Here is a 24,281-nt window from a genome sequence, read left to right on the forward strand (position 1 = left end):
AAATCCTGTGCTGCGCTCATCGTGCACCGGACCCCTGACAGGTTCAGGAGTGCTCGTCGAGGAGGGCGGCGAGCGGGATCTCCTTGAGCTCCGAGTAGCCCGTGCCACGCCACCGGAACAGGCCCGCACCGGTCGCGACCAGGAGCTCGTCGCCGTGGCGGGCGATGGACACCTGCGTGGTGTGGATCGGCGCGACGGCGACCGGTTCGAGGGTGTCTCCGTCGAGGCGGGCGAGCAGCCAGAACTGCTCCTCGCTCCGGTACTCGCAGGGTCCGTCGAGCGGCCACCAACCGGCGGCGCCGGTGCCGTCGGGCCGATGACAGACGACGAACAGGTCGTTTCCGACGGTCCGCACGCTTCCGAAGCGTGGGGCGGTACGGGCGCTGCGGGTGACGGTGAGGTCTGGGCGCACGTCGAGGGCGATCGGGTCGCCGATCATGCCTCCGGTGAAGACGCGCGGCGGCGCACCGCCGAAGCCGTCGGGGTTGGGGCCGACGTCGTCGAGCACGGGCCCGACGGTGACCTCGCCCGCCTCGCCCACGCGCACCAGACGGTGGGTCCGGTCCTCGGGCGCTATCTCGCCGTTGCACGTGAGCAGGAGGAAGCCGGATTCGGTGGCCACGCCCCACTCCGGGGCTTCGCCCGTGTAGACGGGGTCGCCCAGTACTACGTCGGCGGCACAGATCCGATACAGCCGCACGATGTTCCGATCCTCGCGGAGGGCGATCAGCGCGGTGTCGCCGCCGTCGACGACCGAGTCCACCGGCGACGTCGTCACCCGTGTGACCGAGCCGTCGGCGATGCGGAAGACGCCATCGGAGCGGAACGCCCAGCACGCGCCCGCGGCGGCCCACACGGTCGGGATCTTGTAGGCGTCCTTCGTCGTCACCGCGCCGGGCAGGAGGTGCTCCGTCGGTGCGTTCTCGTCGGCCAGGTCGAGCTCCAGCACGATCGGGAGTTCGCGATCGATCACCCACACCAGGTCGCCGTCGACCGCGACGGCATCGGGGCACACGCGCGGCCGGGGCGTCGCCGGCGGGACGTCCGCGAGATCGAGATCGACGATGACCGCCCACTCCTGCCGAACCCCGCCGTCCTCGGTGATCGCCTCCGACGGTCCGCCGAACCACCGTGGGCAGGCCTCTACGTCGCGATAGCGGAGCGTCCCGGGCACGGGGACGTACCGGTCGCGGTCCTCGTCGGCGCGCATCAGCACCGAATCGATCTGCACACGCAGGATCCGCCCGCGGACACGAACAGGTCGCCCGAAGTAGACGTAGTCGGCGTGCACAGTGCCCCGCACCCGGATAGGCCCGACGGCGGGGCGGGAGGCGCCCCAGGAGACCTCCCAGCCGACCCCGCGGAGCCTGGTCGGCCACCGCATCCGCCGGTCGTCGCCGCGGCCGGACACGGACGGAGCACCGTCGGGAACGGCGATGCCGGCGATCTCGGTGACGCCCGCGTCGGAGGGATCGAAGGAGATTTCCTCGCGGAAGGCGATGGCGTATTCACCGATCTCGCCCACGACGGGCGGGGGCGGTGAACCGTCGCCGATCATCCAACTCGGGATGCTCACCCGCAGGGGCAGAGTCGCTCCGCTGGGCTTCTCGTGCGGGCTGCTCACGCGTGCTTCGGCAGAGAGCCCTTTCCGGGGGATGTCGACATGGCTGATCTCCTCGTGACGTTCGATCATGAGTCTGCCAGAGGTCGCGACGCGGCGCGGCTTCGTCGTCGATGTCGGCGCGGGGTGGGATGATGGGGGGTATGAGGTCGTACCGGGACAGCGCTGTGGTGCTGCGGCAGCACAAGCTGGGGGAGGCCGACTACATCCTCACGCTGCTGACCCGGGAGAACGGCCTGGTCCGCGCGGTCGCGAAGGGGGTGCGCCGGCCACGGTCGCGGTTCGGCGCCCGGCTGGAGCTGTTCGCGCACGTCGACCTGCAGCTGCACCCCGGCCGCAACCTCGACATGGTGACGCAGGTGCACTCGATCGCCGCCTACTCGGGCGACCTCGCCGGCGATTACGGCCGCTACACCACGGCGTGCGCGGTGATCGAGACGGCGGAGCGGCTGGCGGGCGAGGAACGCGCCCCGGCGCTGGAGCTGCATCGGCTCACCGTCGGCGCGCTGCGCGCCATCGCGGAGGGAACGCGCGACCGCGACCTGGTGCTCATCTCGTTCCTGCTGCGCGCGATGGAGTCGGCGGGCTGGGCGCCCACGCTCACGATCTGCGCCCGCTGCGGCGACGAGGGGCCGCACCGCGCCTTCCACGTGGCCGCGGGCGGCGCCGTCTGCGTGCACTGCCGCCCGTCGGGCTCGGCGGTGCCGGGACAGGGCGTGCTGGACCTCATGGCTGCCCTCGCCCGGGCCGATTTCGACCTCGCCGAGACCACGGGCGAGCGGCTGCGCAGGCAGGCCAACGGGCTCGCCGCCGCGCACCTACAGTGGCACGTGGGGCGGCAGTTGCGGTCGCTGCCCATGATCGAGCGGCACGCGCCGCACAGCTCGGCCCTCGCGGCCGGTGAGAGGGAGGTCGACGGTGCCGGGACTGCGGCGGGGTAGGTCCAAGGTGGTGCCCCAGGCGCCGGTCACCGTCCGGCCCCCGGACCCGCACCCCTCCGGGGCGACGCCGCCGGAGATCCCCGCGGAGCTGGTGCCGAACCACGTCGCCCTCGTCATGGACGGCAACGGCAGGTGGGCCAAGGAGCGCGGCATGGCCCGCACCGAGGGCCACAAGCGCGGCGAGGCCGTGCTGATGGACACCGTCTGCGGCTGCATCGAGATCGGCGTGAAGCAGCTGTCGGCGTACGCCTTCTCGACGGAGAACTGGTCGCGCAGCCCGGAGGAGGTGCGCTTCCTCATGGGCTTCAACCGCGACGTGATCCGGCGCCGCCGCGACGAGATGCACGAGATGGGCGTCCGGGTGAAGTGGGCCGGCCGTCGTCCCCGCCTGTGGGCCAGCGTGATCAAGGAGCTCGAGGTCGCGGAGGAGCTCACCAAGGACAACACCGTGATGACGCTCACGATGTGCGTCAACTACGGCGGCCGGGCCGAGATCGTCGACGCCGCAAGGGAGCTCGCGCGTCGCGCCGCTGCGGGGGAGATCAATCCGGATCGCATCACCGAGCAGTCCTTCCAGCAGTACCTGTACCAGCCCGACATGCCGGACGTGGACCTGTTCCTGCGGCCGTCGGGGGAGAAGCGCTCCTCGAACTTCCTGCTGTGGGAGAGCGCGTACGCCGAGTACGTCTACCAGGACACCCTGTTCCCCGACTTCGACCGGCGGAACCTGTGGGACGCGTGCCTCGAGTACGCCAAGCGCGACCGCCGGTTCGGCGGCGCGCAGTGACGGCGCAGGACCCCCGGCTCGACGCGCTGCGCTCCCGGCTCGAGTCCGCACTGGCCGACGGGGTGGTGCTGCGCCGCGACGAGAATCAGGCCGTGCTGGTCGATTTCGGCGAGACCCCGGCGTCGGTGCAGGTCTTCGCTCTCGCGCGCGACGTGGACGTCTACTCGCTGACCCAGGTGGTGGCGTGGGACCTGGCGCTCACCGACGAACTCCGCGCCGACGTGCGCGCCGTCGCGGACGGCGTGCAGTTCGGCTCGCTGCGGCTCATGGAGCGGGAGGTCTCGGCCGACCTGGTGCTGTCCTATTCGTTCCCCGCCGGCACGCTCGCGGGCGACGCGCTGCGGGAGTTCGTGCTGTTCGTCCTGGCACAGGGGGTTGACGCGCGCCGCCGCCTCGTCGGCTGAATGTGCGGTCATCCGTTCCAACGATCGCTCGAACGAATGACCGCACATCCCCGGCGGTGGTGATCAGGGGCGCAGCAGCACCTTGCCCACGCGGCCGGGGCGGCCGCTCGCCGCTGCGGCGGAGGAGATCTCGTCGAGCGGGTACACCCCGTCGACGGGCAGTGCGAGGGTGCCGGCGGCGACGCCGCGGACGACCTCGCCCATGAGCTCGGCCCGCTTGGCGGGCGCCATCTCCTGGCTCACGGTGCGTCCCCAGAAGCCCTTGACCACGATCTCCTTGAAGATCGCGACGTTGACGGGGATCTCCAGCATCGCGCCCTCGCCCGGGTTGGTGGCGCTCATCGCGCCGAACGAGACGAGCGTGCCGCGCTGGCCGAGCAGGAGGGCGAGCTGGGTGCTCGCCGCGCCACCGATCGAGTCGACGGCGGCCGCGTAGCCCGCGTCGCCGGCGAGCTCCTTGGCGCGGTCTCGCCAGCCCTCGCTGTCGGTGGCGATCACGTTGGTCACGCCGAAGGTCGCGAGCTCGTCGACGGCGGCGGACCGTCGTACCAGGCCTGTCACGTTGATGCCCCGGGCGGCCGCGAGCTGCGCCAGCAGGCGCCCGACCATGCCGTTGGCGGTGTTCTGCACGATCCACTGGCCGTGCTGGACGTTCAGGTAGTCGAGCAGGCTGATCGCGCTGAAGGGCATCGAGAAGAGCTGTGCGGCGGCCTCATCGGAGATCTCCCCGGGGACCGGAAGCAGACCGGCGGCGCCGGCGACGAAGTACTCCGCCCAGGTGCCGAAGGCCGAGCCGGTGGCGACGCGCTGGCCGACGGTGAAGCCCTCGACCCCCTCGCCGAGAGCGTCGATCACGCCGACGGCCTCGGAGCCGGAGGCGGCGGGGAGGGCGGGCTTGTAGCCGTAGTCGCCCTTCACGGTCCACAGGTCGTGGTTGTGGATCGGGGCGAGCAGAGTGCGGATCCGCACCTGGCCGGGCCGCGGCTCGGGCAGCGGGACCTCGCGGACCGACAGGACGCTCGCGGGGTCGCCGAACTCGTCCTGGATGAGTGCACGCATGGATGTCTCCTTGTGAGAAGTGGTGGGGGAGTTCAGTCGTTCGCGACGGTCACGGTGACGTCGATGTTGCCGCGCACGGCGTTCGAGTACGGGCAGACCTGGTGGGCCGCGTCGGCGAGGGCCTGGGCGGCGTCGTGCTCGACGTCGGGGATGACGACCTCGAGTGCGACGGTGAGGCCGAAACCGCCGGATCCGTTGGGGCCGATGCCCACGCGGGCCCCGACGCTGGAGTCGCCGAGCGCGACCTTCTGCGTGCGGGCGACCATCTGGAGCGCGGAGTGGAAGCAGGCGGCGTAGCCGGCGGCGAAGAGCTGCTCGGGGTTGGCGCCGTCGCCGGATCCGCCCATCTCCTTCGGGATGGCCAGCTGCAGGTCGACGCGGCCGTCGTCGGTGCGGGTGCGGCCGTCGCGGCCGGCGCCGGTGGCGATGGCCTCGGCGGTGTACACGGTGCTCATGTCGGGGGTTCCTCCTGGAACGTCGGGGATGGTCAGGTGTGCGCGGCGCAGAAGCGGTTCGCCAGGTCGCGGAGCGCGACCGCGTCCTCGACGGGCAGGTTGAAGCCCTCGTAGACCCGGCTGCGGGCGGCGTCGACCCGGGGGCGCAGCGCATGCCCCGCGTCGGTGACGTGGACCGTGACCAGCCGTTCGTCGGCCTGGTCTCGGCGGCGCTCGACGAGGCCGGCGCCCTCGAGCCGCCGGATCAGCGGCGACAGGGTGCCGCTGTCGAGGCGCAGGCGTTCGCCCAGCGCCGAGACGGTGACGCCGTCGCGCTCCCACAGGGCGAGGAGCGTGACGTACTGGGTGTAGGTGAGGCCCAGCGTCGACAGCTCCTCGCGGTAGGCGTTCGACGCCACCCGCGCGGCGGAGTACAGCGCGAAGCACAGCTGCTCGTCCAGGGTCCGGTTCGCTTCCACTCCATGATGATGGCACGCAATTCGATTGTGCACAACTTAAAAAGGGAGAGCTTGACGAACCGGGCCGACCTGTCTACCTGCGAGTTTACATATCAGCGCGAACTGTCCACGATTCGCTTGACAAATCGTCGGAACATGTCAAATACTGAGTCCAGAGCGTATGACCTCAGTCACAGCCCCTGCCGGGGGCGAACGGATTAAGGAGGCACCATGAAGGGCCTGGCTTACATCGATGCGGACGGCAAGGAAGCCGTCTGGACCGACCACAAGAAGCGACTCTGGCTGTGGGGCCTGTTCGTCCCCACCGCCCTGTTCTTCGCGGTGGGGCTCATCATGCTGCTGGGCATCGGCAGCACCCCGCTGATGTACCTCGCCCCGGTGCTGTGGTGGATCGGCCCCATCCTGCTGTACGTGATCCTCCCGATCGTCGACATCAAGGCCGGCGACGACGGCGAGAACCCGCCGGAGGAGGTGATGGAGGCGCTGGAGAACTCCAAGTACTACAAGTGGCTCACCTACGTCTTCCTGCCCTTCCAGCTCGCCTCGCTGGTGCTGATGTGCTACCTCCTCACCGCGGACAACCTCACCTGGCTGGGCGGCGTGTACGCGACCGGCGGCGGGCTCGGCCTGATCAGCCAGATCGGCCTCACCCTCAGCCTGGGCGTGGTCGCCGGCATCGCCATCAACACCGGTCACGAGCTGGGCCACAAGAAGCCCGAGAACGAGCGCTGGATCGCCAAGCTCACCCTGGCGCCCGCCATGTACGGCCACTTCTTCATCGAGCACAACCGCGGCCACCACGTGCGCGTCGCCACCCCGGAGGATCCCGCGTCCGGCCGCTTCGGCGAGACCTTCTGGGAGTTCCTGCCGCGCAGCGTGTGGGGCAGCCTCAAGTCCTCGTGGGAGCTGGAGAAGACCCGCCTCGAGCGACTCGGCAAGAGCCCGTGGACCCTGAAGAACGACGTGCTCAACGCCTGGCTCATGACCGTCGTGCTGTTCGGTGGCCTGACCGCGGTCTTCGGCTGGTACGTCCTGCCCTTCCTGATCATCCAGGGCGTCTACGGGTTCAGCCTGCTGGAGTCGGTGAACTACCTCGAGCACTACGGCCTGCTGCGTCAGAAGCTCGCCTCCGGCCGCTACGAGCGGTGCGCCCCGAAGCACTCCTGGAACTCGGATCGCATCATCACCAACGTCTTCCTGTACCACCTGCAGCGCCACAGCGATCACCACGCGAACCCCACGCGCCGCTACCAGACCCTCCGCTCGTTCGAGGAGGCCCCGTCGCTGCCCCAGGGCTACGCCACGCTGATCGGCCTGACCTACTTCCCGCCGCTGTGGCGCCGCCTGATGGACCACCGCGTCCTCGACCACTACGACGGCGACATCACCAAGGTCAACATCCACCCCCGCGTCCGCGACAAGGTCCTCGCCCAGTACGGCGCCACCGCGACCGGAGAGCAGGCCGCCGCATGAGCGCCTTCAAATGCCCCGTGTGCCAGTACGTCTACGACGAGGCGGCGGGCGCGCCCCGCGAGGGCTGGCCGGCCGGCACCCTCTGGGTTGATATTCCCGACGACTGGAACTGCCCCGACTGCGGGGTCCGCGACAAGATCGACTTCGAACCGGTCTGAGCCGGCGCGAATCCTCCCCTCCGAGAAAGGAACCGACAATGAGTGACGCACCCTTCAAGCTGTTCCGCTGCCTCCAGTGCGGCTTCGAGTACGACGAGGCCGAAGGCTGGCCCGAGGACGGCATCGAGCCCGGCACCCGCTGGGACGACATTCCGGACGACTGGTCCTGCCCCGACTGCGGCGCCGCCAAGGCCGACTTCGAGATGGTCGAGGTATCGCGGGCATGAGCACGGACAGCGTGGTGATCGTCGGCACGGGCGTCGCGGGCGCCACCGCGGCCCTGGCGCTGCGGACCGGCGGATACGACGGGGCCGTGACCCTCATCGGGCGCGACCCGCACCTCCCGTACCGGCGGCCCACCCTGTCGAAGGACGTGCTGCTGGCGGGGATGCCCGTCGAGAAGGCGCTCCTCAAGCCGGCCACGCACTGGGAGGACATCGACGTCACGGTCCGCACCGGGGTCACCGTGACGGGTGGCGACACCGCCGCCCGCACCCTGGAGCTGTCCGACGGTGCCGACCTCGCCTACGGCTCGCTGGTTCTCGCGACCGGCGGTGCGGCCCGGGAGCTGCCGGGCCTGCCGCCCGCGCCCCGCGTGAGGTACCTGCGGGACTTCGCCGACGCGACCGCGCTGCGCGACGAATTGGGCCGCGCGGGCCGGGTCATCGTGCTCGGCGCCGGACTCATCGGCTCGGAGGTCGCCTCCGCCGCCGCGAAACTGGGGGCCGCCGTCACCGTCGTCGAGCCGGCCGCTCTGCCGCTCGCCCGCGTCGTGCCCCCGTCGATCGGGGAGCGCCTCGCCGGCCTGCAGCGCGACGCCGGCGTCGACCTGCTGCTGGGCGTCCGGCCGGGGGAGATCACCGTCGACCCCGACCAGGTCTCCGTCGCGCTGCCCGGCGGCGGCGCCCTCGTCGCCGACCTGCTGGTGGTGGCCGTGGGCTCGAGCCCCGACACCGGCCTCGCCGAGCGTCTGGCCCTGCGCGTGGACGACGGTATCCTGGTGGACGAGCAGTACCGCACGTCCGCCGAGGGCGTCTACGCCATCGGCGACTGCGCGCGGGTGCCCCATCCGCTGGAAGGCGGCAGCTACCGGGCCGAGAACTGGTCGGCGGCGCAGGACCAGGGCACCGCGGCCGCGCAGGTGCTCCTCGGCGGCGCGCCCGCCCCCACGGTCCCGTGGGGCTGGTCGAACCAGTTCGGGGCGGTGCTGCAGTTCGCGGGATGGCCCGCGGCGGACGACGAGCTGGAGGTGGACGGTCCCATGGACACGGCGAGCGGTGATCCCTTCTTCGCGCGGTGCAACCGCGGCGGCAGCCTCGCCGGCGCCGTCGCGGTGGGTCGGCCCAAGGAGCTGCGGGCGGTCCGTGGCGAGCTGTCCGAGCAGATCGCGGCGGCGGTCGCACGATGACCGTCCTCGTCGGGCGCGATGCCGCTGATGCCGCGCCGAAGCAAACGGTGCGGGATCAGGCGCTCGACGCGGTCAGCGGCGTCCTGAGCGGGAGGGAGTGGTCGGCGGTCACCATGGCCGCCGTCGCCCGCCAGGCGGGCGTCAGCCGGCAGACCCTGTACAACGAGTTCGGCTCCCGCAAGGGCATGGCCGTCGCCTACGTCACCCGGTTCGTCGACGGCCTCCTCGCCTACGTGCAGGAGCGGATCGACGCGCACCCGGGCGAGATCGACGCCGCCGTCGACGACGCCATGCGCGGCGTCTTCGAGATCGGGATGGGCGACCCCGTCGTCATCAACATCGTGGGACCGAACCCCCACCGCGACCTCATGGGGATCGTGACTATCGACGGCACGCCGATCATGCAGCGCGCCGCCGAGGGCCTCGCGGAGATCCTCGCCATGAGCTGGGCACAGGTCCGCCGGGCCGACGCGCAGATCGCGGCCGGCGTGCTCGTGCGGCTCGCGTTCAGCCACCTCACCATGCCGATCGAGGGCCCGGAGGAGGCGGCGCGCGAGGTGTCCGCGGTGCTCTCGCCGTTCCTCGCCCAGGCCGTTCGTAGCTGAACCGCGCCCGGATCGGGTCAGGGCCGGGAGCAGTCGGCGCAGCGGCCGAAGATCTCCAGCGTGTGGGTCACGTCGGTGAAGCCGTGCGCCGCGGCGGTCCGGGCCGACCACGCCTCGACGGCCCGATCCGTCACCTCGACGGTGCGCCCGCACTCGCGGCACACCAGGTGGTGATGGTGCTCGTCCGAGCACAGCCGGAACAGGGCCTCGCCGCTGTCCGTCCGCAGCGTGTCGACGGCGCCCGCGTCCGCCATCGCCTGCAGGTTCCGGTACACGGTGGTCAGGCCGATCGACTCGCCGTCCGCGCGGAGCCGCTCGTGCAACTCCTGCGCCGACTTGAACTCCGAGACCGATCGCAGCGCCTGCGTGATCGCCCCGCGCTGTTTGGTCGCCCGGATTCCGGTTCCCTTGGCGGCGTGGACGGTCACCGTCACGCCCCCGGCCGCTCGGTGGCGTGGGCGACCGCGTCGACCACGATGTGCGCGAGGTGGTCGTCGACCAGGCGGTAGACGATCTCGCGGCCGTTGCGCTCGCCGCGCACGACGCCGGCCGATTTGAGCACGCGCAGGTGCTGGCTGACGAGGGGCTGGGTCACGCCGAGGGCGTCGACCAGTTGATGCACGCAGAGCTCGGAGTGCATGAGCTCGAGCACGATGGAGATTCGGACCGGGGCGGCCAGGGCGCGCAGGAGGTCGCCCGTGGCGGTGAGTACCTCGGGATCGGGCTGGGTGCGCGGCGGGTCCTCGGGGTCGACGGGGCAGTCGGCGACGAGGGCGGTCGGGACGATGTCGGTGGGAATGGGGTGCCTCCTCTTATCAACAATCATTTTCATATGCGGGATCGGCCACGTCAAGCCGCCGGGCGGGAGGCGTCCCATCGCGCCGTGGTCCGGGGTGCGAACGGTAGAGTCGGTGCGTACGTTTTTCTGGTCTCACAACCCGTCGGAGATGAAGCGCGCCGTGGCCAAAGCAACCAAAGTCGATACCGTCGCCAACCTGTGCAAGCGCAGGGGACTGGTCTTCCAGTCGGGTGAGATCTACGGCGGAACGAAGTCGGCCTGGGATTACGGGCCGCTGGGCGTGGAGCTCAAGGAGAACATCAAGAAGCAGTGGTGGCGCAACATGATCACCTCGCGCGACGACGTGGTGGGTCTGGACAGCGCGATCATCCTGCCCCGCCAGGTGTGGGTCGCGTCCGGCCACGTCTCGGTGTTCAACGATCCGCTGGTCGAGTGCCTCAACTGCCACAAGCGGCACCGTCAGGACCACCTCCAGGAGGCGTTCGCCGAGAAGCGCGCCGCCAAGGGCGAAGAGGTCGACCCGGACGCCGTGCCGATGTCGGAGATCGTCTGCCCGGATTGCGGCACCAAGGGGCAGTGGACCGAGCCCCGCGACTTCAACATGATGCTCAAGACCTACCTCGGCCCGATCGAGTCGGAGGAGGGCCTGCACTACCTGCGGCCCGAGACCGCACAGGGCATCTTCGTGAACTTCAAGAACGTGATGACCACGGCGCGCAAGAAGCCGCCGTTCGGCATCGGCCAGATCGGCAAGAGCTTCCGCAACGAGATCACGCCCGGCAACTTCATCTTCCGGACCCGCGAGTTCGAGCAGATGGAGATGGAGTTCTTCGTCAAGCCGGGCGATGACGACGAGTGGCACCAGTACTGGATCGACTACCGCCTCAAGTGGTACACGGACCTCGGCATCGACCCGGAGAACCTGCGCCTGTTCACGCACCCGCAGGAGAAGCTGAGCCACTACTCCAAGGGCACCGTCGACATCGAGTACCGCTTCGAGTTCACCGGCAGCGAGTGGGGCGAGCTCGAGGGCATCGCCAACCGCACCGACTTCGACCTCGGCACCCACACGAAGCACTCGGGCGAGTCCCTGGAGTTCTTCGACCAGCAGTCGGGTGAGCGGTACACGCCGTACGTCATCGAGCCCGCGGCCGGCCTCACCCGCTCGCTGATGGCCTTCCTCGTGGACGCCTACACCGAGGAGGAGGTGCCGAAGGCCAACGGCGGCACCGACACCCGCGTCGTGCTCAAGCTCGACCGTCGCCTCGCCCCGGTGAAGGTCGCAGTGCTGCCCCTCTCGCGCGACGAGAAGCTCTCGCCCAAGGCACGCGAGCTGTCCGCGCAGCTGCGGCAGTTCTGGAACGTCGACTTCGACGACGCCCAGGGCATCGGCAAGCGCTACCGCCGCCAGGACGAGATCGGCACGCCGTTCTGCGTCACCGTCGACTTCGACACGCTCGAGGACGAGTCCGTGACCGTGCGCGAGCGCGACACGATGGAGCAGGAGCGCGTGCCGCTCGCCGAGATCCAGCAGTACCTGGCCGCGCGCCTCGCCGGCTGCTGATCAGGTCGTGAGAACGGCGCCCCGGTGATGCACCGGGGCGCCGTTGTTCTCTTCGCTCTCGGATCTTGTCCGATCTGGACAGTGCTAGCCGCAGGTGATCTCGACGCGGAACTTCTTGGTGCTCAGGTCGGCGGCGCGGGCCTCTCCGGTGATCGTGTACCGGTTGCCGGCCTTCGAGGCCTTGGCCGAGCCGACCTTCCCGACGGGCGTGTTCAGCACCGTCATCACGTTGCCGCCGGTGGCGATGAACAGGCTGTTCACCGTGGGCGGGTTGCCCTCGGTGAGCATGGCGCCGACGCCGCGGGCGGTCTGCACGCTGCCCGAGCCCACCGTGATGCTGTCGCCGTTGCGGGAGCATCCGGCGTTGACGTACTCGGCCGCGCTCTCGGCCTTCCCGTCGATCGCGACCACGGTGCTGGAGTCGGTGTTGGGGGAGGTGCACGCCGCGAGCGCCACGAGGGTGCAGCCCGCGAGGGCGACTGCCGCTTTCTTCATGGGCAATACGGTACCGGGGGATCGCCGCCGGTCCGGGTGCACCGCATCAAGCGGGTCGCCCCGTCTCACTATGGGATACTCGACGCATGACGAACGGCAAGGTGGTCCATTTCGACACGCAGCGCGGCTTCGGCTTCCTCGCGCCGGACGCGGGGGGCGAGGACGTCTTCCTCCACGTGAACGACATCGATTTCGACGAGTCGGCGCTGCGGCCGGGCACTGCGGTCACGTTCGAGGTGGAGAAGGGCGACAAGGGGCTCAAGGCCGTGAACGTCGCCGTCGTCGGCGGTGCCCCCGCCGCCGCGCCCCGTCGGGACAACCGTGACAGCCGGGACAACCGCGATTTCCGGGGCGACCGTGGTGACCGGCGCGACCAGGCGCCCCGTCGGGACGCCGCACCGCGCGCGGCCGCCGGAGCGCTCGACATGCAGTCCTTCGTCGACGAGCTCACCGAGCTCCTGCTCGATTCCTCGGACGATCTGACCGCTGGCCAGATCATCGCGATCCGTCAGCGGATCGCGGACTTCGCCTTCGCGCGCGGTTGGGTCACCGAGTAGGTGCCGCTGCTGCCCGGGCCGGCCGCGTACCAGCCGGCCGACGTCGAACGCCTCGTCGCCGAGCAGCCCAAAACGGCGGGGCTCGAAGCGGATACGGAGCCCACGCTCTTCTCGGGCCCGCAGTGGGAGGCCCTGCGGTGGGAGGGGCACAGCTCCGCCTTCGCGCGGGATCGCGCGCGCGTGCTGCACAGCGCCGCGCTGCGCCGCCTCGCCGATAAGACGCAGGTCGTGGGCCCGCGCGAGGGCGATACGCCGCGCACCCGGCTCACCCACTCGCTGGAGGTCAGCCAGATCGGCCGGGGCATCGCCCTCGGCATCGGCTGCGATCCCGACCTCGTGGACCTCGCGGGCCTCGCCCACGACATCGGGCACCCGCCCTACGGGCACAACGGCGAGCGCGCCCTCGACGAGGTCGCGTCGAGCATCGGCGGCTTCGAGGGCAACGCGCAGAACCTGCGCATCCTCACTCGCCTCGAGCCCAAGGTGCTGAACGCCGCGGGGGAGTCGGCCGGTCTCAACCTCACCCGCGCCGCGCTCGACGCCGCCACCAAGTACCCGTGGCTCCGCCGCGAGCCGGGCGGCAAGTTCGGCGTCTACGACGACGACGCGTACGTCCTGGACTGGATGCGCGGCGGCGAGAACGGCCCGCACGGCACCCGGCAGTGCCTCGAATCGCAGGTCATGGACTGGTCCGACGACGTCGCCTACTCCGTGCACGACGTCGAGGACGGGGTCCTGTCGGGCCGCCTCGACCTGCGCGCCCTCTCCTCGCCCGCGGAGGTGCGCAGCCTCTCCGGCTTCGGCGCGAGCAGCTTCCGCGGCGCCGAGGCCGCCGAGCTGGAGGACGCCGGCGCCCGCCTCGCCTCCTTCGAGGTGGTCGCCGCGGCCGCGAAGTACGACGGTGACCTCGCCTCCTCGGTGGCGCTCAAGCGCATGACGAGCGAGCTGGTGGGCCGCTTCGCCTCCGCCGCGATCGACGCGACCCGGGCGGCCACGAGCAACGAGCCGGTGTGCCGGTACGAGGCCGACGTCGAAGTGCCGCCGTCCGTGCGCGCCGAGGTGATCCTGCTGAAAACGATGGCGCTGCAGTACATCTACTCGAACCAGATGCACCTCGCCATTCAGCAAGGCCAGCGGGACCGGATCCTGCGCGTGGCCGACTACCTGATGGGCGCGTCACCGTCGAACATCGATCCGCTGTACTCCCCGGCCTACCTCGCCGCGGATTCCGACGCCGTCCGCCTGCGCGTCGTGGTCGACCAGATCGCGTCGATGACGGAGACGCGCCTGGAGCGGCTGGACGAGAAAGTGCTGGAGAGTTGAAAGATTGACACCTCTCCGCGCTCTGAGGGACATCGATTTCGATTGACCTGGGAAAACGCCGGATGCAGGTGTAGATCTTTCACGCCACGGGAGTCAGTAGACTGTTGCCGTGGTCGGCAGAATCCCGGAGCGTGACATCGCGGCGATCCGCGACCGTGCGCGCATCGAGGACGTGGTCGGCGAGTACGTGGCGCTCCGCCCCGCCGGCGTCGGGTCGATGAAGGGCCTGTGCCCGTTCCACGACGAGAAGACCCCCAGCTTCCACGTGCGTCCCACGCAGGGCTTCTTCCACTGCTTCGGCTGCGGCGAGGGCGGCGACGTCATCTCCTTCCTGCAGAAGATCGAGCACGTGCCCTTCGTGGAGGCCGTCGAGCAGCTCGCCGACAAGGTGGGCATCCAGATCTCCTACGAGGGCGGCGCTCCCGGCCCCAAGCAGGACCGCGGCACCCGCATGCGGCTCGTCGCGGCCAATGCCGCCGCACAGAAGTTCTACGCCGAGCAGCTGCGCACCCCGGAGGCGGAGATCGCCCGGACCTACCTCACCGAACGCGAGTTCACCGAGGAGGATGCTCGCTTCTACGGCTGCGGCTACGCCCCGTCGGGCTGGGACACCATGACGAAGGCGCTGCTGCGGCAAGGCTTCGACGTCAAGGAGCTCGAGGCGGCGGGCCTGTCCAAGCAGGGGCAGCGCGGCCCGATCGACCGGTTCCACCGCCGGCTGCTGTGGCCCATCAGGAACCTCGGCGGCGACGTGATCGGCTTCGGCGCGCGTAAGCTCTTCGACGACGACAACCTCGGCAAGTACATGAACACGCCGGAGACGATCCTCTACAAGAAGTCCCAGGTGCTGTTCGGTCTCGACCACGCGAAGAAGCACATCGCCAAGGGGCACCAGGTGGTGGTCGTCGAGGGCTACACCGACGTCATGGCCATGCACTCCGCCGGCGTGGAGACCGCCGTCGCGTCCTGTGGCACCGCCTTCGGCGAGGACCACGTCTCGCTCGTGCGGCGGCTCATGATGGACGACAGCTACTTCCGCGGCGAGGTGATCTACACCTTCGACGGTGATGCCGCCGGCCGCGCAGCCGCGATGAAGGCTTTCGACGGCGACCAGAAGATCGCCGGGCAGTCGTTCGTCGCCATCGCACCGGACGGCATGGACCCGTGCGAGCTGCGCCAGAAGCGCGGCGACGAGGCCGTGCGGGACCTCATCGCGCAGCGCGTGCCCATGTTCGAGTTCGTGGTGAAGACGCTGATCCAGGAGTTCGACCTCGACACCGCCGAGGGGCGCGTGCACGCGCTGCGCCGGTCGGTGCCCGTGGTCGCGCGGATCAAGGACATGGCACTGCGGGACGAGTACTCGCGCCAGCTCGCCGGGTGGGTCGGCTGGGAGGACGTCGCGCAGGTGTTGCGCCGCGTGCGGGAGGAGTCCGCCCGGATCCGCCGCGGCGAGGGGCGTCCCGGGCCCGGCGCGCCCGCACCGTCGACCAACCGGATCCGCGACGCGGTTCCCGAGGTCCCGGCACCCCGACCGACGGGGCCGCAGCGCCCCAACCCCGCCGACCCGGTGCTGTGGGTGCAGCGCGAGGTGCTCAAGGCCGCGCTGCAGGTGCCCGCGCTCGCGGGCATGGTCTTCGACGCGCTCTCCGACGACATGTTCACCGACCCCGCGTACCGCCAGGTGCGGCTGGCGATCGAGGCGGCGGGAGGCATCGCGGCGGGCCTGGGCGGCCCCGAATGGGTGGACACGGTGGTGCGCCACGTCGACGGTCCCGTGCTCGAGCCGCTGGTCACCGAGCTCGCGGTGGAGCCGATGCAGGTGGCGGGCGACCCGTCGCCGCGGTACGTCGAGTCGGTGATGGCGCGGCTGCAGGAGGTGTGGGTCGGGGCGCAGGTGGCCGACCTCAAGTCGAAGCTGCGCCGCATGTCGCCCAATTCCGACGGTGACTACAACCGCCTGTTCGGCGACCTCGTCGCGCTCGAGAGCTACCGGCAGAGCCTGCTCAAGATGGCCGTCGGCGACTCGGCGTTCTAGTCCGGTTCGGTCTAATCCAGGTCGGTCTTGGGGGAGTAGATCACCGTCTGCGCGTCGATCTCGCGCATCGTGCGCATCTTCGGATCGGGGTTGAGCTGCTCGGCGAGCTTGCGGCGCCCGATCTCCACGGCCTTCTTCGTCGCCGGGCTGGTGGCGATGGCCTTCGCGGTGCGGTTGATCTGCTCGTACCGGCGGCGTCCGGCCTTGGTGCCCAGCACGTAGCCGGCACCTGCGGCGATAACCAGTCGCATCATGCCGCCACTGTACCGGCCGCGGCCCCGCTCCGGCGGGCGGTCCCCGGCCGATAGGCTCGATCCATGAGCTCGTACCCGCCCGCCCAGACCGTCGCCGAGTTCGAGGCCGGGATCGCCGAGGTGATGCGCCGCATCGACGCCGCGGCGGCCCGGGCGGGGCGGTCACCGTCGGACGTGCGGCTGCTCCCCGTCAGCAAGACGGTGCCGCAGGAGCGGCTGCGGCTCGCCGTGGCTGCGGGTTGCCGGGAGCTGGGGGAGAACAAGCCGCAGGAGGCGAAGCGCAAGAGCGCCGAGATGGCCGACCTGGACGTCTCCTGGGCCGTGATCGGCCACCTGCAGACCAACAAGGCCAAGGACGTCGCCGCCGTCGCCGCCGAGTTCCAGGCACTCGACAGCGTCCGCGTCGCCGAGGCGCTCGACCGCCGGTTGCAGGCGCTCGGCCGCGGCCTCGATGTGTACGTGCAGGTCAACACGTCGGACGAGGAGCAGAAGTACGGGCTGCCGCCGGCCGAGGTGCCGGCCTTCCTCGCGGAACTGCCCGCGTTCGCTTCGCTGCGGGTGCGCGGCTTCATGACTCTCGCGGAGTTCTCCTCCGACGAGGAACGGGTGCGCGCCTGCTTCCGCCGGCTCCGGGACGTCCGGGACCGGGCCGTGCAGGACTGGCCCGAGGCGGTCGAGTTGTCGATGGGCATGTCGGGCGACTACGAGATCGCCGTGGAGGAGGGCTCGACCTGCGTGCGGGTGGGCCAGGCGATCTTCGGCTCTCGGGCGCTGCCCGACAGCCACTACTGGCCCGAGGGGCAGTAACCTTCCCCTCGTGCTGACCGATGACGAGGATCGCCAGTTCACCGTCGCCGACATCGCCGAGCTCCTGGCGGTCGTCGTGGCGCTCGGCCTGCTGTTCTGGCTGCTCGACCCCCTCAATCCGTGGTTGAAGTACCCCGCGATCCTGTTCGGCTCCGTCGCCGTGCTCGCGGTGTGGCGCGGCCTGCGGAGGGCGATCGCGAAGCGCAGCGGCGGCCGCGCCGGCGGGATCGCGCCCCTGCAACTGGTCGAGACGGTTCCGGGCGAGTACTCGCTGATCCTCCTGGCCGGCGGCACCCCGTCCGACGATGCCGTCGTCGCGCTCGGGCACGAGCCGAACGGCTACTTCTGGCAGGGCGTCGCCGAGCGGATCCTGCCCGAGCAGATGCGCGTGGGAATCCGGTTCGACAGCGAGGCGGGCATGTTCAGCGCGCGGAGCGACAAGGAGACCCTGGTGATCCTGGGCTCGGAGATGGCCCGGATCGCGACCGATCCCGCGCGTGTGCGCGAGGTGGTCGCCGCTGCGGAGGCCGACGGCTTCGTCTTCGACGACTGACGGCCCGGCGGGGGCGCGGCCCGGCACAATGGTCGGGTCCAGCGGTTGCAGACAGTGATCGGAGTCCCATCGTGCTCGGTCTCGTGCGCTCGTGTTCCACTCACCTCGATCCCGCGGTGCGGCGGCTCTGGCGCGCGCACCTGTGCGGGCTGTGCCTGACGCTGCGCGACACCGCGGGGCAGCCGGCGCGGGCGTTCACCAACACCGACGCCGCGCTGCTCTCGGCGCTCGTCGAGGCGCAGCAGCCGCGGCCCGCCGCCACCCGCACGGCCGGCCCGTGCGCGTTGCGCGGGATGCGCCGCGCGGAGGTGATCGCGCCTGCGGAGCTCGGGGTGCGGCTGGGCGCCACCGCCGCGCTCACGTTGGCGTCGGCGAAGATCGGTGATCGCGCCGCCGAGCGGGAGGAGGGCCTGTGCGACTCCGGTCCCGCGGGGCGCGGCACCGTCGGGCTGCTGCGGGCGGCCGAGCGACGGCTCGGGCGTCGGGCCGGAGCCGACGCGCCGGTCGCCGCGGCGGCGCACGTTCCCGACGCCCTCGCCGGGCTCGCCGAGCAGGCGCGGATCGAGTCCCGCGCCACCGAGCTCGCCGAGGTGACCGCGCCGACGGCGTCGGCGGTCGGCGCGATGTTCGCGGCGTCGGCCGGGCTCGCCGGGCGCCCGGAGAACGAGGAGGCCCTCGGCGAGCTGGGCCGCGCCTACGGCGAGTTCGCGCACCTCGCGGACGCGCTGGAGGACCTGCCGCGGGATCGGAAACGGGGCGACTACAACCCGCTCGACGCGACCGGCACGTCCGTGGACGCCGCCGTCGCGCGGCTGCAGGCGTTGCGCGACATCGTGATCGACAGGCTCGGCCGGGTCGAGCTGCGCGACGACCGGCTGGTGCGACCCCTGCTGCTCACCGCGATGGCCACGGTCCTCGTCGCCCAGCGCACGCCGATGACCAAGAAGTCGAAGAAGAAGCTGGGCAGGCGATCGGTCGAGGTGGGCGAGAACGCGGGCGACTGCTGCTGCGACGGCGACTGCTGTTGCGGCGACGGGTGCTGCTGCGACTGCTCGTGAGTCGGTCGCGGTTTCGCCGGTCGATGATCAGGGGCGCGCGGTCCCGAGCCGATCTGCTGCGGTTCACGGGCGCGTGCCGGAGACGACGAGCATCTCGCACGGACCGACGAAACCGGTCGGATCGTCGAACTCGCCGAGTGCCTGCTCGATCCGTTCCCAGGTCCGACCGCGCGTCGATTCGTCGACCCCCGCGAGCATCTGGTGCAATGCGCCGAACGACTCCCGCTCGAACCGTGCGCACTCCGCCGAGGAGGAGAACCGGACGGGCGACGGAACGGCGGTCACGGTGACGTCCACGAGCCCGGCGTCGGTGAAGGCTGCGGCGGCGACGCCGTCGCCGGCGAGGCTGAACGGTCCGGGAAGGCCCGGCGCCGGCGCCGGCAGGCCGGCGGCCGCGCGGATGATGCCGACGGGTACCGCGAAGAAGCCGTTCCGCTCCGCAGCCGAGTACACCACGGTGGACACGCGGCCACCCGGTCGCAGCACGCGGCACATCTCCGACAGCGCGCGCCCGCGATCGGGGAAGTAGATCAGGCCCACCCGGGAGATCGCCGCGTCATAGGTCCCGTCGGGGATGGCGCGCAGGTCCTCCCCGTCGGCCTCCAGGGTCTCGATGTTCGTCAGGCCCGCGGCCGCGGCGGCCCGCGCTGCGAAGGAGAGGATCGCGGGCGAGATGTCGGTCGCGAGTACTCGTCCGGAGGTCCCCACTCGGTGTGCCGCGGCGAGGGTCTGGCCGCCGGCACCGGCGGCGATGTCGATCACGCGGGAGCCAGTGGTGACCCGCGCATCGTCGAGCATCCGCCCCGTGGATTCGCCGAGCCAGTCCTCGATCTGCGGGCCCCACCGATCCCAGGCCTCCGCGGCGGCCTGCCATTGCTCACGTGTGGTGGCCTTGAACACCGATGGATCGAAAGTGCTGGTCATGATCGTCCCTTCGTCGCTGATCTCCTCAGCATGCCGAGGGGCGCGATGCGCGGGCCAGTCTGAGAACTGGACCGCCCCGGGACTGATTCTGGACCTGCGGGCCGGGTGCGCCCACACTCGAAGGAGCGCCCGCACTCCGAGGAGGCTCGCCATGAAGGACTACAACCAGTACTGCCCGGTGGCCCTGGCAAGTTCGGTGATCGGGGAGCGGTGGACTCCGCTCATCGTCCGCGAGTTGATCCTCGGTGGCCGCAGGTTCAACGACATCGACCGTGGCCTTCCGGGGATCTCTCGATCGCTGCTCAAGGCTCGACTCACCTACCTGGAGCGCAAGGGAGTCGTCGAACGCGTCGCCTTGCCACGCGGAGGCGGGCACGAGTACGTGCTGACTCCCGCGGGCCGCGACCTCGAGCGGGTGATCATGGCGTTCGGTGAATGGTCGGTGCGATGGATGTTCAGCGAACCCGAGCCGCGCGAGGTGGATCCGGTGACGTTGACCTGGTGGATGTCTCGGCGATTGGTGGCCGACGCACTGCCGGACAGGCGCACCGTCGTCGAATTCGACTACGTCGGCGACGAGCCGCTGCGGATCTGGCTCGTCATCGAGCGGCGGGAGTCATCGGTCTGTACGGATCCTCCGGGCTACGACACGGACCTCGTCGTCCGGACGGAGCCGGTGGCGTTGATGCGGGTGTTCTCCGGCATCACCGACTATCCGCGATCCGTCGCCACCGGGGGCGTCGTTCTGACCGGCCCCGCCGGCCTGATCCGGTCCTTCCCCACCTGGTTCGCGTGGAGCCCGTTCGCCCCCGCGGTACGGGAGCGACTCGCGGAGGCATGACGGGCCGGCGCTCGAGCGCCGGATACGACACCGCCCCGGTGGAAGCAACGGCTTCCACCGGGGCGGTGACGGATTCGGGTACTTAGGCCTCGACGCGGACGTCGGCGCGGGCCGGGATGACCACGGGGTGCACGCCGGACATGCGCTCGAGCACGCGGACCACCTGGCAGGAGTAGCCGTACTCGTTGTCGTACCAGACGTAGAGCACGAGGTCCTTGCCGTCGGCGATGGTCGCGAGACCGTCGACGATGCCGGCGCGGTGCGAGCCCACGAAGTCCGTGGACACGACCTCGGGCGACTCGATGTAGTCGACCTGCTGGCGCAGCTTCGAGTGCAGCGAGACGCGGCGGAGGTAGTCGTTGACCTCGTCCTTGCTGGTCGGCTTCTCGAGGGTGATGTTGAGGATCGCCAGCGAGACGTCCGGGGTGGGGACGCGGATGGACGAGCCGGTGAGCTTGCCCTCGAGCTGCGGCAGCGCCTTCGAGACGGCCTTCGCGGCGCCCGTCTCGGTGATCACCATGTTGAGCACCGCCGAGCGGCCGCGGCGGTCGCCCTTGTGGAGGTTGTCGATCAGGTTCTGATCGTTGGTGAACGAGTGCACGGTCTCGACGTGGCCGCGCTGGATGCCGTAGGCCTCGTCCAGGGCCGCGAGGACCGGGGTGATCGCGTTCGTGGTGCACGACGCGGCGGAGAGGATGTTGTCGGCGTCCTCGATCGTGCTGTCGTTGATGCCGTGCACGATGTTCTTCAGCGGCGCCTTGCCCGGCGCGGTGAGCAGCACGCGCTTGGCGCCCTTGCTCTTGAGGTGCAGGCCGAGGCCCTCCTCGTCGCGCCACTTGCCGGTGTTGTCGACGATCAGCGCGTCCTTGATGCCGTACGCGGTGTAGTCGATGGTCGACGGGTCGTCCGAGTAGATGACCTGGATCCGCGTGCCGTTGGCGATGATCACGTCGTTCTCGGCATCGATCGAGACCGAGCCGGCGAACGGGCCGTGCACGGAGTCGCGGGCCAGCAGGCTGGCGCGCTTCTCGAGGTCGTTCTTGACGCTGCGGCGCACGACGATCGCGCGCAGGCGCAGGCCGTGGCCGTTGCCGGCGTGGCTGATCAGGATGCGGGCCAGCAGGCGGCCGATGCGGCCGAAGCCGTACAGCACGACGTCGGCGCCGTCACCGTCGGAGACCGGGACGTTGCGCTTGGCGATCTCGGCGCGCAGCAGCTCCTGCACGGCCTCGTCGGACTCGAGGTCCGCGGCGAGGACGGCCAGGCGCGCGATGTCGATCGACGCGGGCTCGGGCGCGATCTCCAGCAGGCCGCGCAGCACCTTCTCCGTCTGCGCCAGCGTGAGGGCCTGATGGCCCAGCTCCTCGGCGCGCTCGTGGGCCGAGATCACCGCGGAGGTGGAGAGGTTGATCAGGCGGTGCCCGTGGATCGACGACACCACACCGTGCTGGCGGTACAGCCGGCCGATGATGGGGATCAGGCGCTCGGCCTGCTCCTCACGGGCGACCCAGGCGTCGCGGTGGCTGTCGTACGCGCCGCGATGCCCATCGGCAGTCGCGGAGTTCGACGGGGACTCGGGCTCCAGCTGTTGCGTCACGCCCATCATTATGCAATGCGCTGACCGCGCCGCGAGCCACCGGGGCGATGGTGGGAGTGTGCAACCAATCGGCTCCGGAATGCCTGGTCACCGTGGTCGGTGCGGCGGAAGTGCGTTCACGCTCCACCGGGACGATCGCCGAGCGCGCGCTCGATCCGGTCGACGACGTCCGACGGTGCGCCCTTCGTGGCGTCGATCGCGACGTGGTGCGCGGGGGAGCGACGGAGGAGCGCCGCCTCGCGGTGGGCGCGATCGGCGAGAATCCGCTGGTGAGCAGGGGCGGCGCCGAGCAGTTGGTCGCCGGGGAGGCGTCCGGTGCTCTCCGCGGAGCGCAGCGCGACGCGGGTGGTGAGCGCCTCGTCCGAGGCGTCGAGCAGGACGCGGGTCAGCCCCTCGGGGTGTGCCTCGTCGACCAGGTCCGGGTCGCGGGTCACGACGATCAGGTCGTCTGCCCCGGCGTTCGCGTATCCCCGGGTCAGCGCCGCGTACGCGGCCGCGTGGACGTCGCGGTGGTAGGCCGGGCCGTGGAAGCCGAGCTGTTCGACGTCGATGTATGCGGTCGCGCGCCCCGCCGCCCACCGGCGCCGGACCAGCTCCCAGCCGACGGTGGATTTGCCGGCGGCGGTCGCGCCGTGGAGCACCGTCGTCGGCAGCGGAGCGGCGCGCGCGCTCGGTGCCGTCGCCCAGGGTGCGGTCCGGGCGGTCGCCCGACGGGCGACCAACTCGCGCGCCACGTCGTCGACGTCGCGCGAGGTGGTGTCGACGGTGTCGGCCGCGCTGCGGTCGAGCCGCGCGGCCAGCTCCTCGAGGTCGGCGAGCGCGTCCGGCGGCGAGCCGCGGTCCAGGTAGCGCCGCCGCAGCTCCGGCCACGCGCAGCGCAGCCGCACATGCGTGAGGTCGATGCCGGAATCCGCTGGGGCGTCGGCGAACACGGGGTCACCGAGGTCCGGGTCGACGATGCCGGAGATCACCATCTGGCGGAGCCCGAGCCGCGCGAGGGTCCCGACCAGGCGCCGGGCGTTCTCCGCCTTCACCACGTGCGGCGCGGCGCCCGAGAGGCGCTCGAAGGGGCCGAGCAGCCCGAGCTGATCGATGTCGACGTACGCGGCGTTCGCGCCCGCGGCGATGAGCAGTTCGAACACCCGCCACCCGGTGGTGGTCTTGCCCGTCCCGGGCGCGCCGCTGATCCACAGCGCTGGCGTGGTCACGGATTCAACGTATCCGGGGTCGCAAGCGGATTTCCGTGACGATCCGCATGGTCCGTCGTGGTGGGGCAGGTGGGGCTCGAACCCACGACCAGCGGATTATGAGTCCGCGGCTCTAACCGACTGAGCTACTGCCCCCGAGCCGGTCGTCCTGATCATACGAAGCGTCTCGTCGATTACAGGCCCTGACCAGCGCGGATACAGTAGCACTGCGCGGCTTCGTCGTCTGCATCGGCCCGAGCTCGCGGGGGTTGCGGGCGCAGCGAGTCATACGCCCTCGGTGTTACGACTGTTGCAATTGTGGTTCAATGCTCTTCGATGGGCGGATGTGACTGAAGTGACTCAGTGACTTCCGACGATGCTTCAAGACAGCGAGCACCCCGAGGAGTCCGCCATGGCCAGGAGAAACTGGTCCTTCCGCATCACGATCGCCGCGCTCGTCGCGGCCCTGACCGCGACGTGCCTGGCCGCGACGGCGAGCGCGGACACCACCGTCGGCCCCTCGGGCATGACCGTGACCCCGTCCGGCGCCGGCGGCCAGGTCTCCGACTGGCGTGCCGGCACCGTCATGAAGATCTGGAGCAGCGGCGGCGTCTCGATCCCCGTCGTCACGGCGAACGCCGGCGGGAAGTTGGAGGTCCGCGCGCGCGGGGAGATCTGTCGCGGTGCGCCCGTGATGGCGGTCAAACGCGCGGGCGTCACCCTTGCCACGCTCACCCTCGCGTCCGGGTGGAACACCTACTCCGTCGGGCTCGGTGCCCAGACGGGCTCGAGTCCCGTGACCCTGGAGTTCACCAACGACTACCGGTGGTGGTTCTGCGACCGGAACCCGTACATCGCGAGCGTCGCGGTTCGCGACGGTGCGGTGACCCCGACTCCCACGCCCACCCCGACACCGAC

At 70.7% G+C, this 24,281-nt stretch carries 28 protein-coding genes and 1 tRNA gene; 17 read left to right on the forward strand and 12 right to left on the reverse strand.

Translation table 11 applies throughout. The annotated features are described in order from the left end of the window. Positions 1–43: 43 nt before the first annotated feature. Positions 44–1,624, reverse strand: a complete 1,581-nt coding sequence (locus tag LB823_RS08690) for a hypothetical protein (RefSeq protein ID WP_224646500.1) — start codon at positions 1,622–1,624, stop codon at positions 44–46. Between the two features lie 140 nt (positions 1,625–1,764). Here LB823_RS08690 and recO point away from each other — a divergent pair, with 140 nt between their 5' ends. The 3 genes from recO to LB823_RS08705 are packed head-to-tail and all read left to right on the forward strand — an operon-like array spanning position 1,765 to position 3,753. Continuing rightward, entirely contained in the window at positions 1,765–2,562 is a 798-nt protein-coding gene (gene recO / locus LB823_RS08695; RefSeq protein ID WP_224646502.1) for a DNA repair protein RecO, read from the forward strand. Further along, the gene (locus LB823_RS08700) at positions 2,540–3,349 is read left to right on the forward strand and encodes an isoprenyl transferase (RefSeq protein WP_374201299.1); all 810 of its coding nucleotides are present in this window, start codon (positions 2,540–2,542) and stop codon (positions 3,347–3,349) included. The genes recO and LB823_RS08700 overlap by 23 nt, the downstream gene beginning before the upstream one ends. Further along, on the forward strand, positions 3,346–3,753 hold the full coding sequence (locus tag LB823_RS08705; RefSeq protein WP_224646506.1) for a hypothetical protein: 408 nt from the start codon (positions 3,346–3,348) through the stop codon (positions 3,751–3,753). The genes LB823_RS08700 and LB823_RS08705 overlap by 4 nt, the downstream gene beginning before the upstream one ends. Before the next feature lie 63 nt (positions 3,754–3,816). Here the strand turns inward: LB823_RS08705 and LB823_RS08710 are convergent, their stop codons facing one another. Genes LB823_RS08710 through LB823_RS08720 form a run of 3 tightly spaced genes read right to left on the reverse strand, consistent with a single transcriptional unit; the run spans position 3,817 to position 5,725 of the window. Continuing rightward, entirely contained in the window at positions 3,817–4,812 is a 996-nt protein-coding gene (locus LB823_RS08710; RefSeq protein ID WP_224646508.1) for a zinc-binding dehydrogenase, read from the reverse strand. Positions 4,813–4,844: 32 nt separating this feature from the next. Next, complete coding sequence (locus tag LB823_RS08715; protein WP_224646510.1) at positions 4,845–5,267, reverse strand: organic hydroperoxide resistance protein; 423 nt, start codon at positions 5,265–5,267, stop codon at positions 4,845–4,847. Positions 5,268–5,299: 32 nt separating this feature from the next. Then, positions 5,300–5,725, reverse strand: coding sequence for a MarR family winged helix-turn-helix transcriptional regulator (locus tag LB823_RS08720; protein ID WP_224646511.1), 426 nt, complete (start codon positions 5,723–5,725; stop codon positions 5,300–5,302). 210 nt (positions 5,726–5,935) lie between these two features. Between LB823_RS08720 and LB823_RS08725 the strand changes: the two genes are divergently transcribed. The 5 genes from LB823_RS08725 to LB823_RS08745 are packed head-to-tail and all read left to right on the forward strand — an operon-like array spanning position 5,936 to position 9,369. Then, positions 5,936–7,198, forward strand: coding sequence for an alkane 1-monooxygenase (locus tag LB823_RS08725; RefSeq protein ID WP_224646513.1), 1,263 nt, complete (start codon positions 5,936–5,938; stop codon positions 7,196–7,198). Continuing rightward, positions 7,195–7,356: a rubredoxin gene (locus LB823_RS08730; protein ID WP_224646514.1), complete on the forward strand. Its 162-nt coding sequence runs from the start codon at positions 7,195–7,197 to the stop codon at positions 7,354–7,356. Before LB823_RS08725 ends, LB823_RS08730 begins: the two co-directional genes overlap by 4 nt. Before the next feature lie 38 nt (positions 7,357–7,394). Beyond that, complete coding sequence (locus LB823_RS08735; RefSeq protein WP_068521261.1) at positions 7,395–7,583, forward strand: rubredoxin; 189 nt, start codon at positions 7,395–7,397, stop codon at positions 7,581–7,583. Beyond that, a complete protein-coding gene (locus LB823_RS08740) occupies positions 7,580–8,764 on the forward strand; it encodes an NAD(P)/FAD-dependent oxidoreductase (protein ID WP_224646516.1) in 1,185 nt (394 codons plus the stop codon). The genes LB823_RS08735 and LB823_RS08740 overlap by 4 nt, the downstream gene beginning before the upstream one ends. After that, positions 8,761–9,369 (forward strand): TetR/AcrR family transcriptional regulator, encoded by a 609-nt coding sequence (locus LB823_RS08745; RefSeq protein ID WP_224646518.1) that lies wholly within the window; start codon positions 8,761–8,763, stop codon positions 9,367–9,369. The genes LB823_RS08740 and LB823_RS08745 overlap by 4 nt, the downstream gene beginning before the upstream one ends. Before the next feature lie 17 nt (positions 9,370–9,386). On the opposite strand, the gene LB823_RS08750 is transcribed toward LB823_RS08745, so the two are convergent. Next, positions 9,387–9,803, reverse strand: coding sequence for a Fur family transcriptional regulator (locus tag LB823_RS08750; RefSeq protein WP_224646519.1), 417 nt, complete (start codon positions 9,801–9,803; stop codon positions 9,387–9,389). Next, the gene (locus LB823_RS08755) at positions 9,800–10,201 is read right to left on the reverse strand and encodes a metalloregulator ArsR/SmtB family transcription factor (protein ID WP_224646520.1); all 402 of its coding nucleotides are present in this window, start codon (positions 10,199–10,201) and stop codon (positions 9,800–9,802) included. Before LB823_RS08755 ends, LB823_RS08750 begins: the two co-directional genes overlap by 4 nt. 127 nt (positions 10,202–10,328) lie before the next feature. Here LB823_RS08755 and LB823_RS08760 point away from each other — a divergent pair, with 127 nt between their 5' ends. Continuing rightward, a complete protein-coding gene (locus tag LB823_RS08760; protein WP_374201300.1) occupies positions 10,329–11,732 on the forward strand; it encodes a glycine--tRNA ligase in 1,404 nt (467 codons plus the stop codon). Between the two features lie 84 nt (positions 11,733–11,816). On the opposite strand, the gene LB823_RS08765 is transcribed toward LB823_RS08760, so the two are convergent. Then, on the reverse strand, positions 11,817–12,227 hold the full coding sequence (locus LB823_RS08765; protein WP_224646522.1) for a lipoprotein LpqH: 411 nt from the start codon (positions 12,225–12,227) through the stop codon (positions 11,817–11,819). Between the two features lie 86 nt (positions 12,228–12,313). Between LB823_RS08765 and LB823_RS08770 the strand changes: the two genes are divergently transcribed. The 3 genes from LB823_RS08770 to dnaG all read left to right on the forward strand — a co-directional run bounded on the left by LB823_RS08770 (position 12,314) and on the right by dnaG (position 16,142). Next, positions 12,314–12,784: a cold-shock protein gene (locus tag LB823_RS08770; protein ID WP_224646523.1), complete on the forward strand. Its 471-nt coding sequence runs from the start codon at positions 12,314–12,316 to the stop codon at positions 12,782–12,784. Beyond that, positions 12,785–14,107 carry a deoxyguanosinetriphosphate triphosphohydrolase gene (locus LB823_RS08775; protein ID WP_224646524.1) on the forward strand — a complete coding sequence of 441 codons (1,323 nt, stop codon included), beginning with the start codon at positions 12,785–12,787 and terminating at the stop codon, positions 14,105–14,107. Positions 14,108–14,216: 109 nt separating this feature from the next. Beyond that, positions 14,217–16,142, forward strand: coding sequence for a DNA primase (gene dnaG, locus LB823_RS08780; protein ID WP_224646526.1), 1,926 nt, complete (start codon positions 14,217–14,219; stop codon positions 16,140–16,142). Positions 16,143–16,153: 11 nt separating this feature from the next. Here dnaG and LB823_RS08785 read toward each other — a convergent pair whose 3' ends face one another. Continuing rightward, positions 16,154–16,396, reverse strand: a complete 243-nt coding sequence (locus tag LB823_RS08785; protein ID WP_068521248.1) for a hypothetical protein — start codon at positions 16,394–16,396, stop codon at positions 16,154–16,156. Between the two features lie 63 nt (positions 16,397–16,459). Between LB823_RS08785 and LB823_RS08790 the strand changes: the two genes are divergently transcribed. The 3 genes from LB823_RS08790 (at position 16,460) to LB823_RS08800 (ending at position 18,814) form a co-directional block, all read left to right on the forward strand. Further along, complete coding sequence (locus LB823_RS08790) at positions 16,460–17,203, forward strand: YggS family pyridoxal phosphate-dependent enzyme (RefSeq protein ID WP_224646528.1); 744 nt, start codon at positions 16,460–16,462, stop codon at positions 17,201–17,203. Between the two features lie 10 nt (positions 17,204–17,213). Then, positions 17,214–17,756, forward strand: coding sequence for an Imm51 family immunity protein (locus LB823_RS08795; RefSeq protein ID WP_224646530.1), 543 nt, complete (start codon positions 17,214–17,216; stop codon positions 17,754–17,756). A 71-nt stretch (positions 17,757–17,827) separates the two neighbouring features. Continuing rightward, complete coding sequence (locus LB823_RS08800; RefSeq protein ID WP_224646532.1) at positions 17,828–18,814, forward strand: DUF5685 family protein; 987 nt, start codon at positions 17,828–17,830, stop codon at positions 18,812–18,814. 63 nt (positions 18,815–18,877) lie between these two features. On the opposite strand, the gene LB823_RS08805 is transcribed toward LB823_RS08800, so the two are convergent. After that, positions 18,878–19,738: a class I SAM-dependent methyltransferase gene (locus LB823_RS08805; protein ID WP_224646534.1), complete on the reverse strand. Its 861-nt coding sequence runs from the start codon at positions 19,736–19,738 to the stop codon at positions 18,878–18,880. Positions 19,739–19,889: 151 nt separating this feature from the next. Between LB823_RS08805 and LB823_RS08810 the strand changes: the two genes are divergently transcribed. Continuing rightward, positions 19,890–20,579, forward strand: a complete 690-nt coding sequence (locus LB823_RS08810; RefSeq protein WP_224646536.1) for a helix-turn-helix domain-containing protein — start codon at positions 19,890–19,892, stop codon at positions 20,577–20,579. Between the two features lie 82 nt (positions 20,580–20,661). Here LB823_RS08810 and LB823_RS08815 read toward each other — a convergent pair whose 3' ends face one another. From LB823_RS08815 to LB823_RS08825, 3 genes are all read right to left on the reverse strand, one after another. After that, a complete protein-coding gene (locus LB823_RS08815; RefSeq protein WP_224646538.1) occupies positions 20,662–22,176 on the reverse strand; it encodes a glyceraldehyde-3-phosphate dehydrogenase in 1,515 nt (504 codons plus the stop codon). Between the two features lie 116 nt (positions 22,177–22,292). After that, positions 22,293–23,384: an AAA family ATPase gene (locus LB823_RS08820; protein WP_224646540.1), complete on the reverse strand. Its 1,092-nt coding sequence runs from the start codon at positions 23,382–23,384 to the stop codon at positions 22,293–22,295. A gap of 58 nt (positions 23,385–23,442) precedes the next feature. Then, positions 23,443–23,519 (reverse strand) — tRNA-Ile (locus tag LB823_RS08825). Positions 23,520–23,775: 256 nt separating this feature from the next. On the opposite strand from LB823_RS08825, the gene LB823_RS08830 reads away from it, so the two are divergent. After that, positions 23,776–24,281: carbohydrate-binding domain-containing protein (locus tag LB823_RS08830; protein WP_224646541.1), on the forward strand; the 506-nt coding region annotated here is incomplete at its 3' end.

The sequence above is a fragment of the Tsukamurella sp. M9C genome (genome assembly GCF_020169415.1).
Lineage (GTDB): Bacteria > Actinomycetota > Actinomycetes > Mycobacteriales > Mycobacteriaceae > Tsukamurella.

What these genes read in the sequence shown, in the direction of transcription:
- recO (WP_224646502.1), top strand. Translation starts at nt 1,765, where the DNA reads ATGAGGTCGTACCGGGACAGCGCTGTGGTGCTGCGGCAGCACAAGCTG.
- LB823_RS08710 (WP_224646508.1), bottom strand. Translation starts at nt 4,812, where the DNA reads ATGCGTGCACTCATCCAGGACGAGTTCGGCGACCCCGCGAGCGTCCTG.
- LB823_RS08715 (WP_224646510.1), bottom strand. Translation starts at nt 5,267, where the DNA reads ATGAGCACCGTGTACACCGCCGAGGCCATCGCCACCGGCGCCGGCCGC.
- LB823_RS08725 (WP_224646513.1), top strand. Translation starts at nt 5,936, where the DNA reads ATGAAGGGCCTGGCTTACATCGATGCGGACGGCAAGGAAGCCGTCTGG.
- LB823_RS08730 (WP_224646514.1), top strand. Translation starts at nt 7,195, where the DNA reads ATGAGCGCCTTCAAATGCCCCGTGTGCCAGTACGTCTACGACGAGGCG.
- LB823_RS08735 (WP_068521261.1), top strand. Translation starts at nt 7,395, where the DNA reads ATGAGTGACGCACCCTTCAAGCTGTTCCGCTGCCTCCAGTGCGGCTTC.
- LB823_RS08740 (WP_224646516.1), top strand. Translation starts at nt 7,580, where the DNA reads ATGAGCACGGACAGCGTGGTGATCGTCGGCACGGGCGTCGCGGGCGCC.
- LB823_RS08745 (WP_224646518.1), top strand. Translation starts at nt 8,761, where the DNA reads ATGACCGTCCTCGTCGGGCGCGATGCCGCTGATGCCGCGCCGAAGCAA.
- LB823_RS08755 (WP_224646520.1), bottom strand. Translation starts at nt 10,201, where the DNA reads ATGAAAATGATTGTTGATAAGAGGAGGCACCCCATTCCCACCGACATC.
- LB823_RS08765 (WP_224646522.1), bottom strand. Translation starts at nt 12,227, where the DNA reads ATGAAGAAAGCGGCAGTCGCCCTCGCGGGCTGCACCCTCGTGGCGCTC.
- LB823_RS08770 (WP_224646523.1), top strand. Translation starts at nt 12,314, where the DNA reads ATGACGAACGGCAAGGTGGTCCATTTCGACACGCAGCGCGGCTTCGGC.
- LB823_RS08785 (WP_068521248.1), bottom strand. Translation starts at nt 16,396, where the DNA reads ATGATGCGACTGGTTATCGCCGCAGGTGCCGGCTACGTGCTGGGCACC.
- LB823_RS08790 (WP_224646528.1), top strand. Translation starts at nt 16,460, where the DNA reads ATGAGCTCGTACCCGCCCGCCCAGACCGTCGCCGAGTTCGAGGCCGGG.
- LB823_RS08805 (WP_224646534.1), bottom strand. Translation starts at nt 19,738, where the DNA reads ATGACCAGCACTTTCGATCCATCGGTGTTCAAGGCCACCACACGTGAG.
- LB823_RS08810 (WP_224646536.1), top strand. Translation starts at nt 19,890, where the DNA reads ATGAAGGACTACAACCAGTACTGCCCGGTGGCCCTGGCAAGTTCGGTG.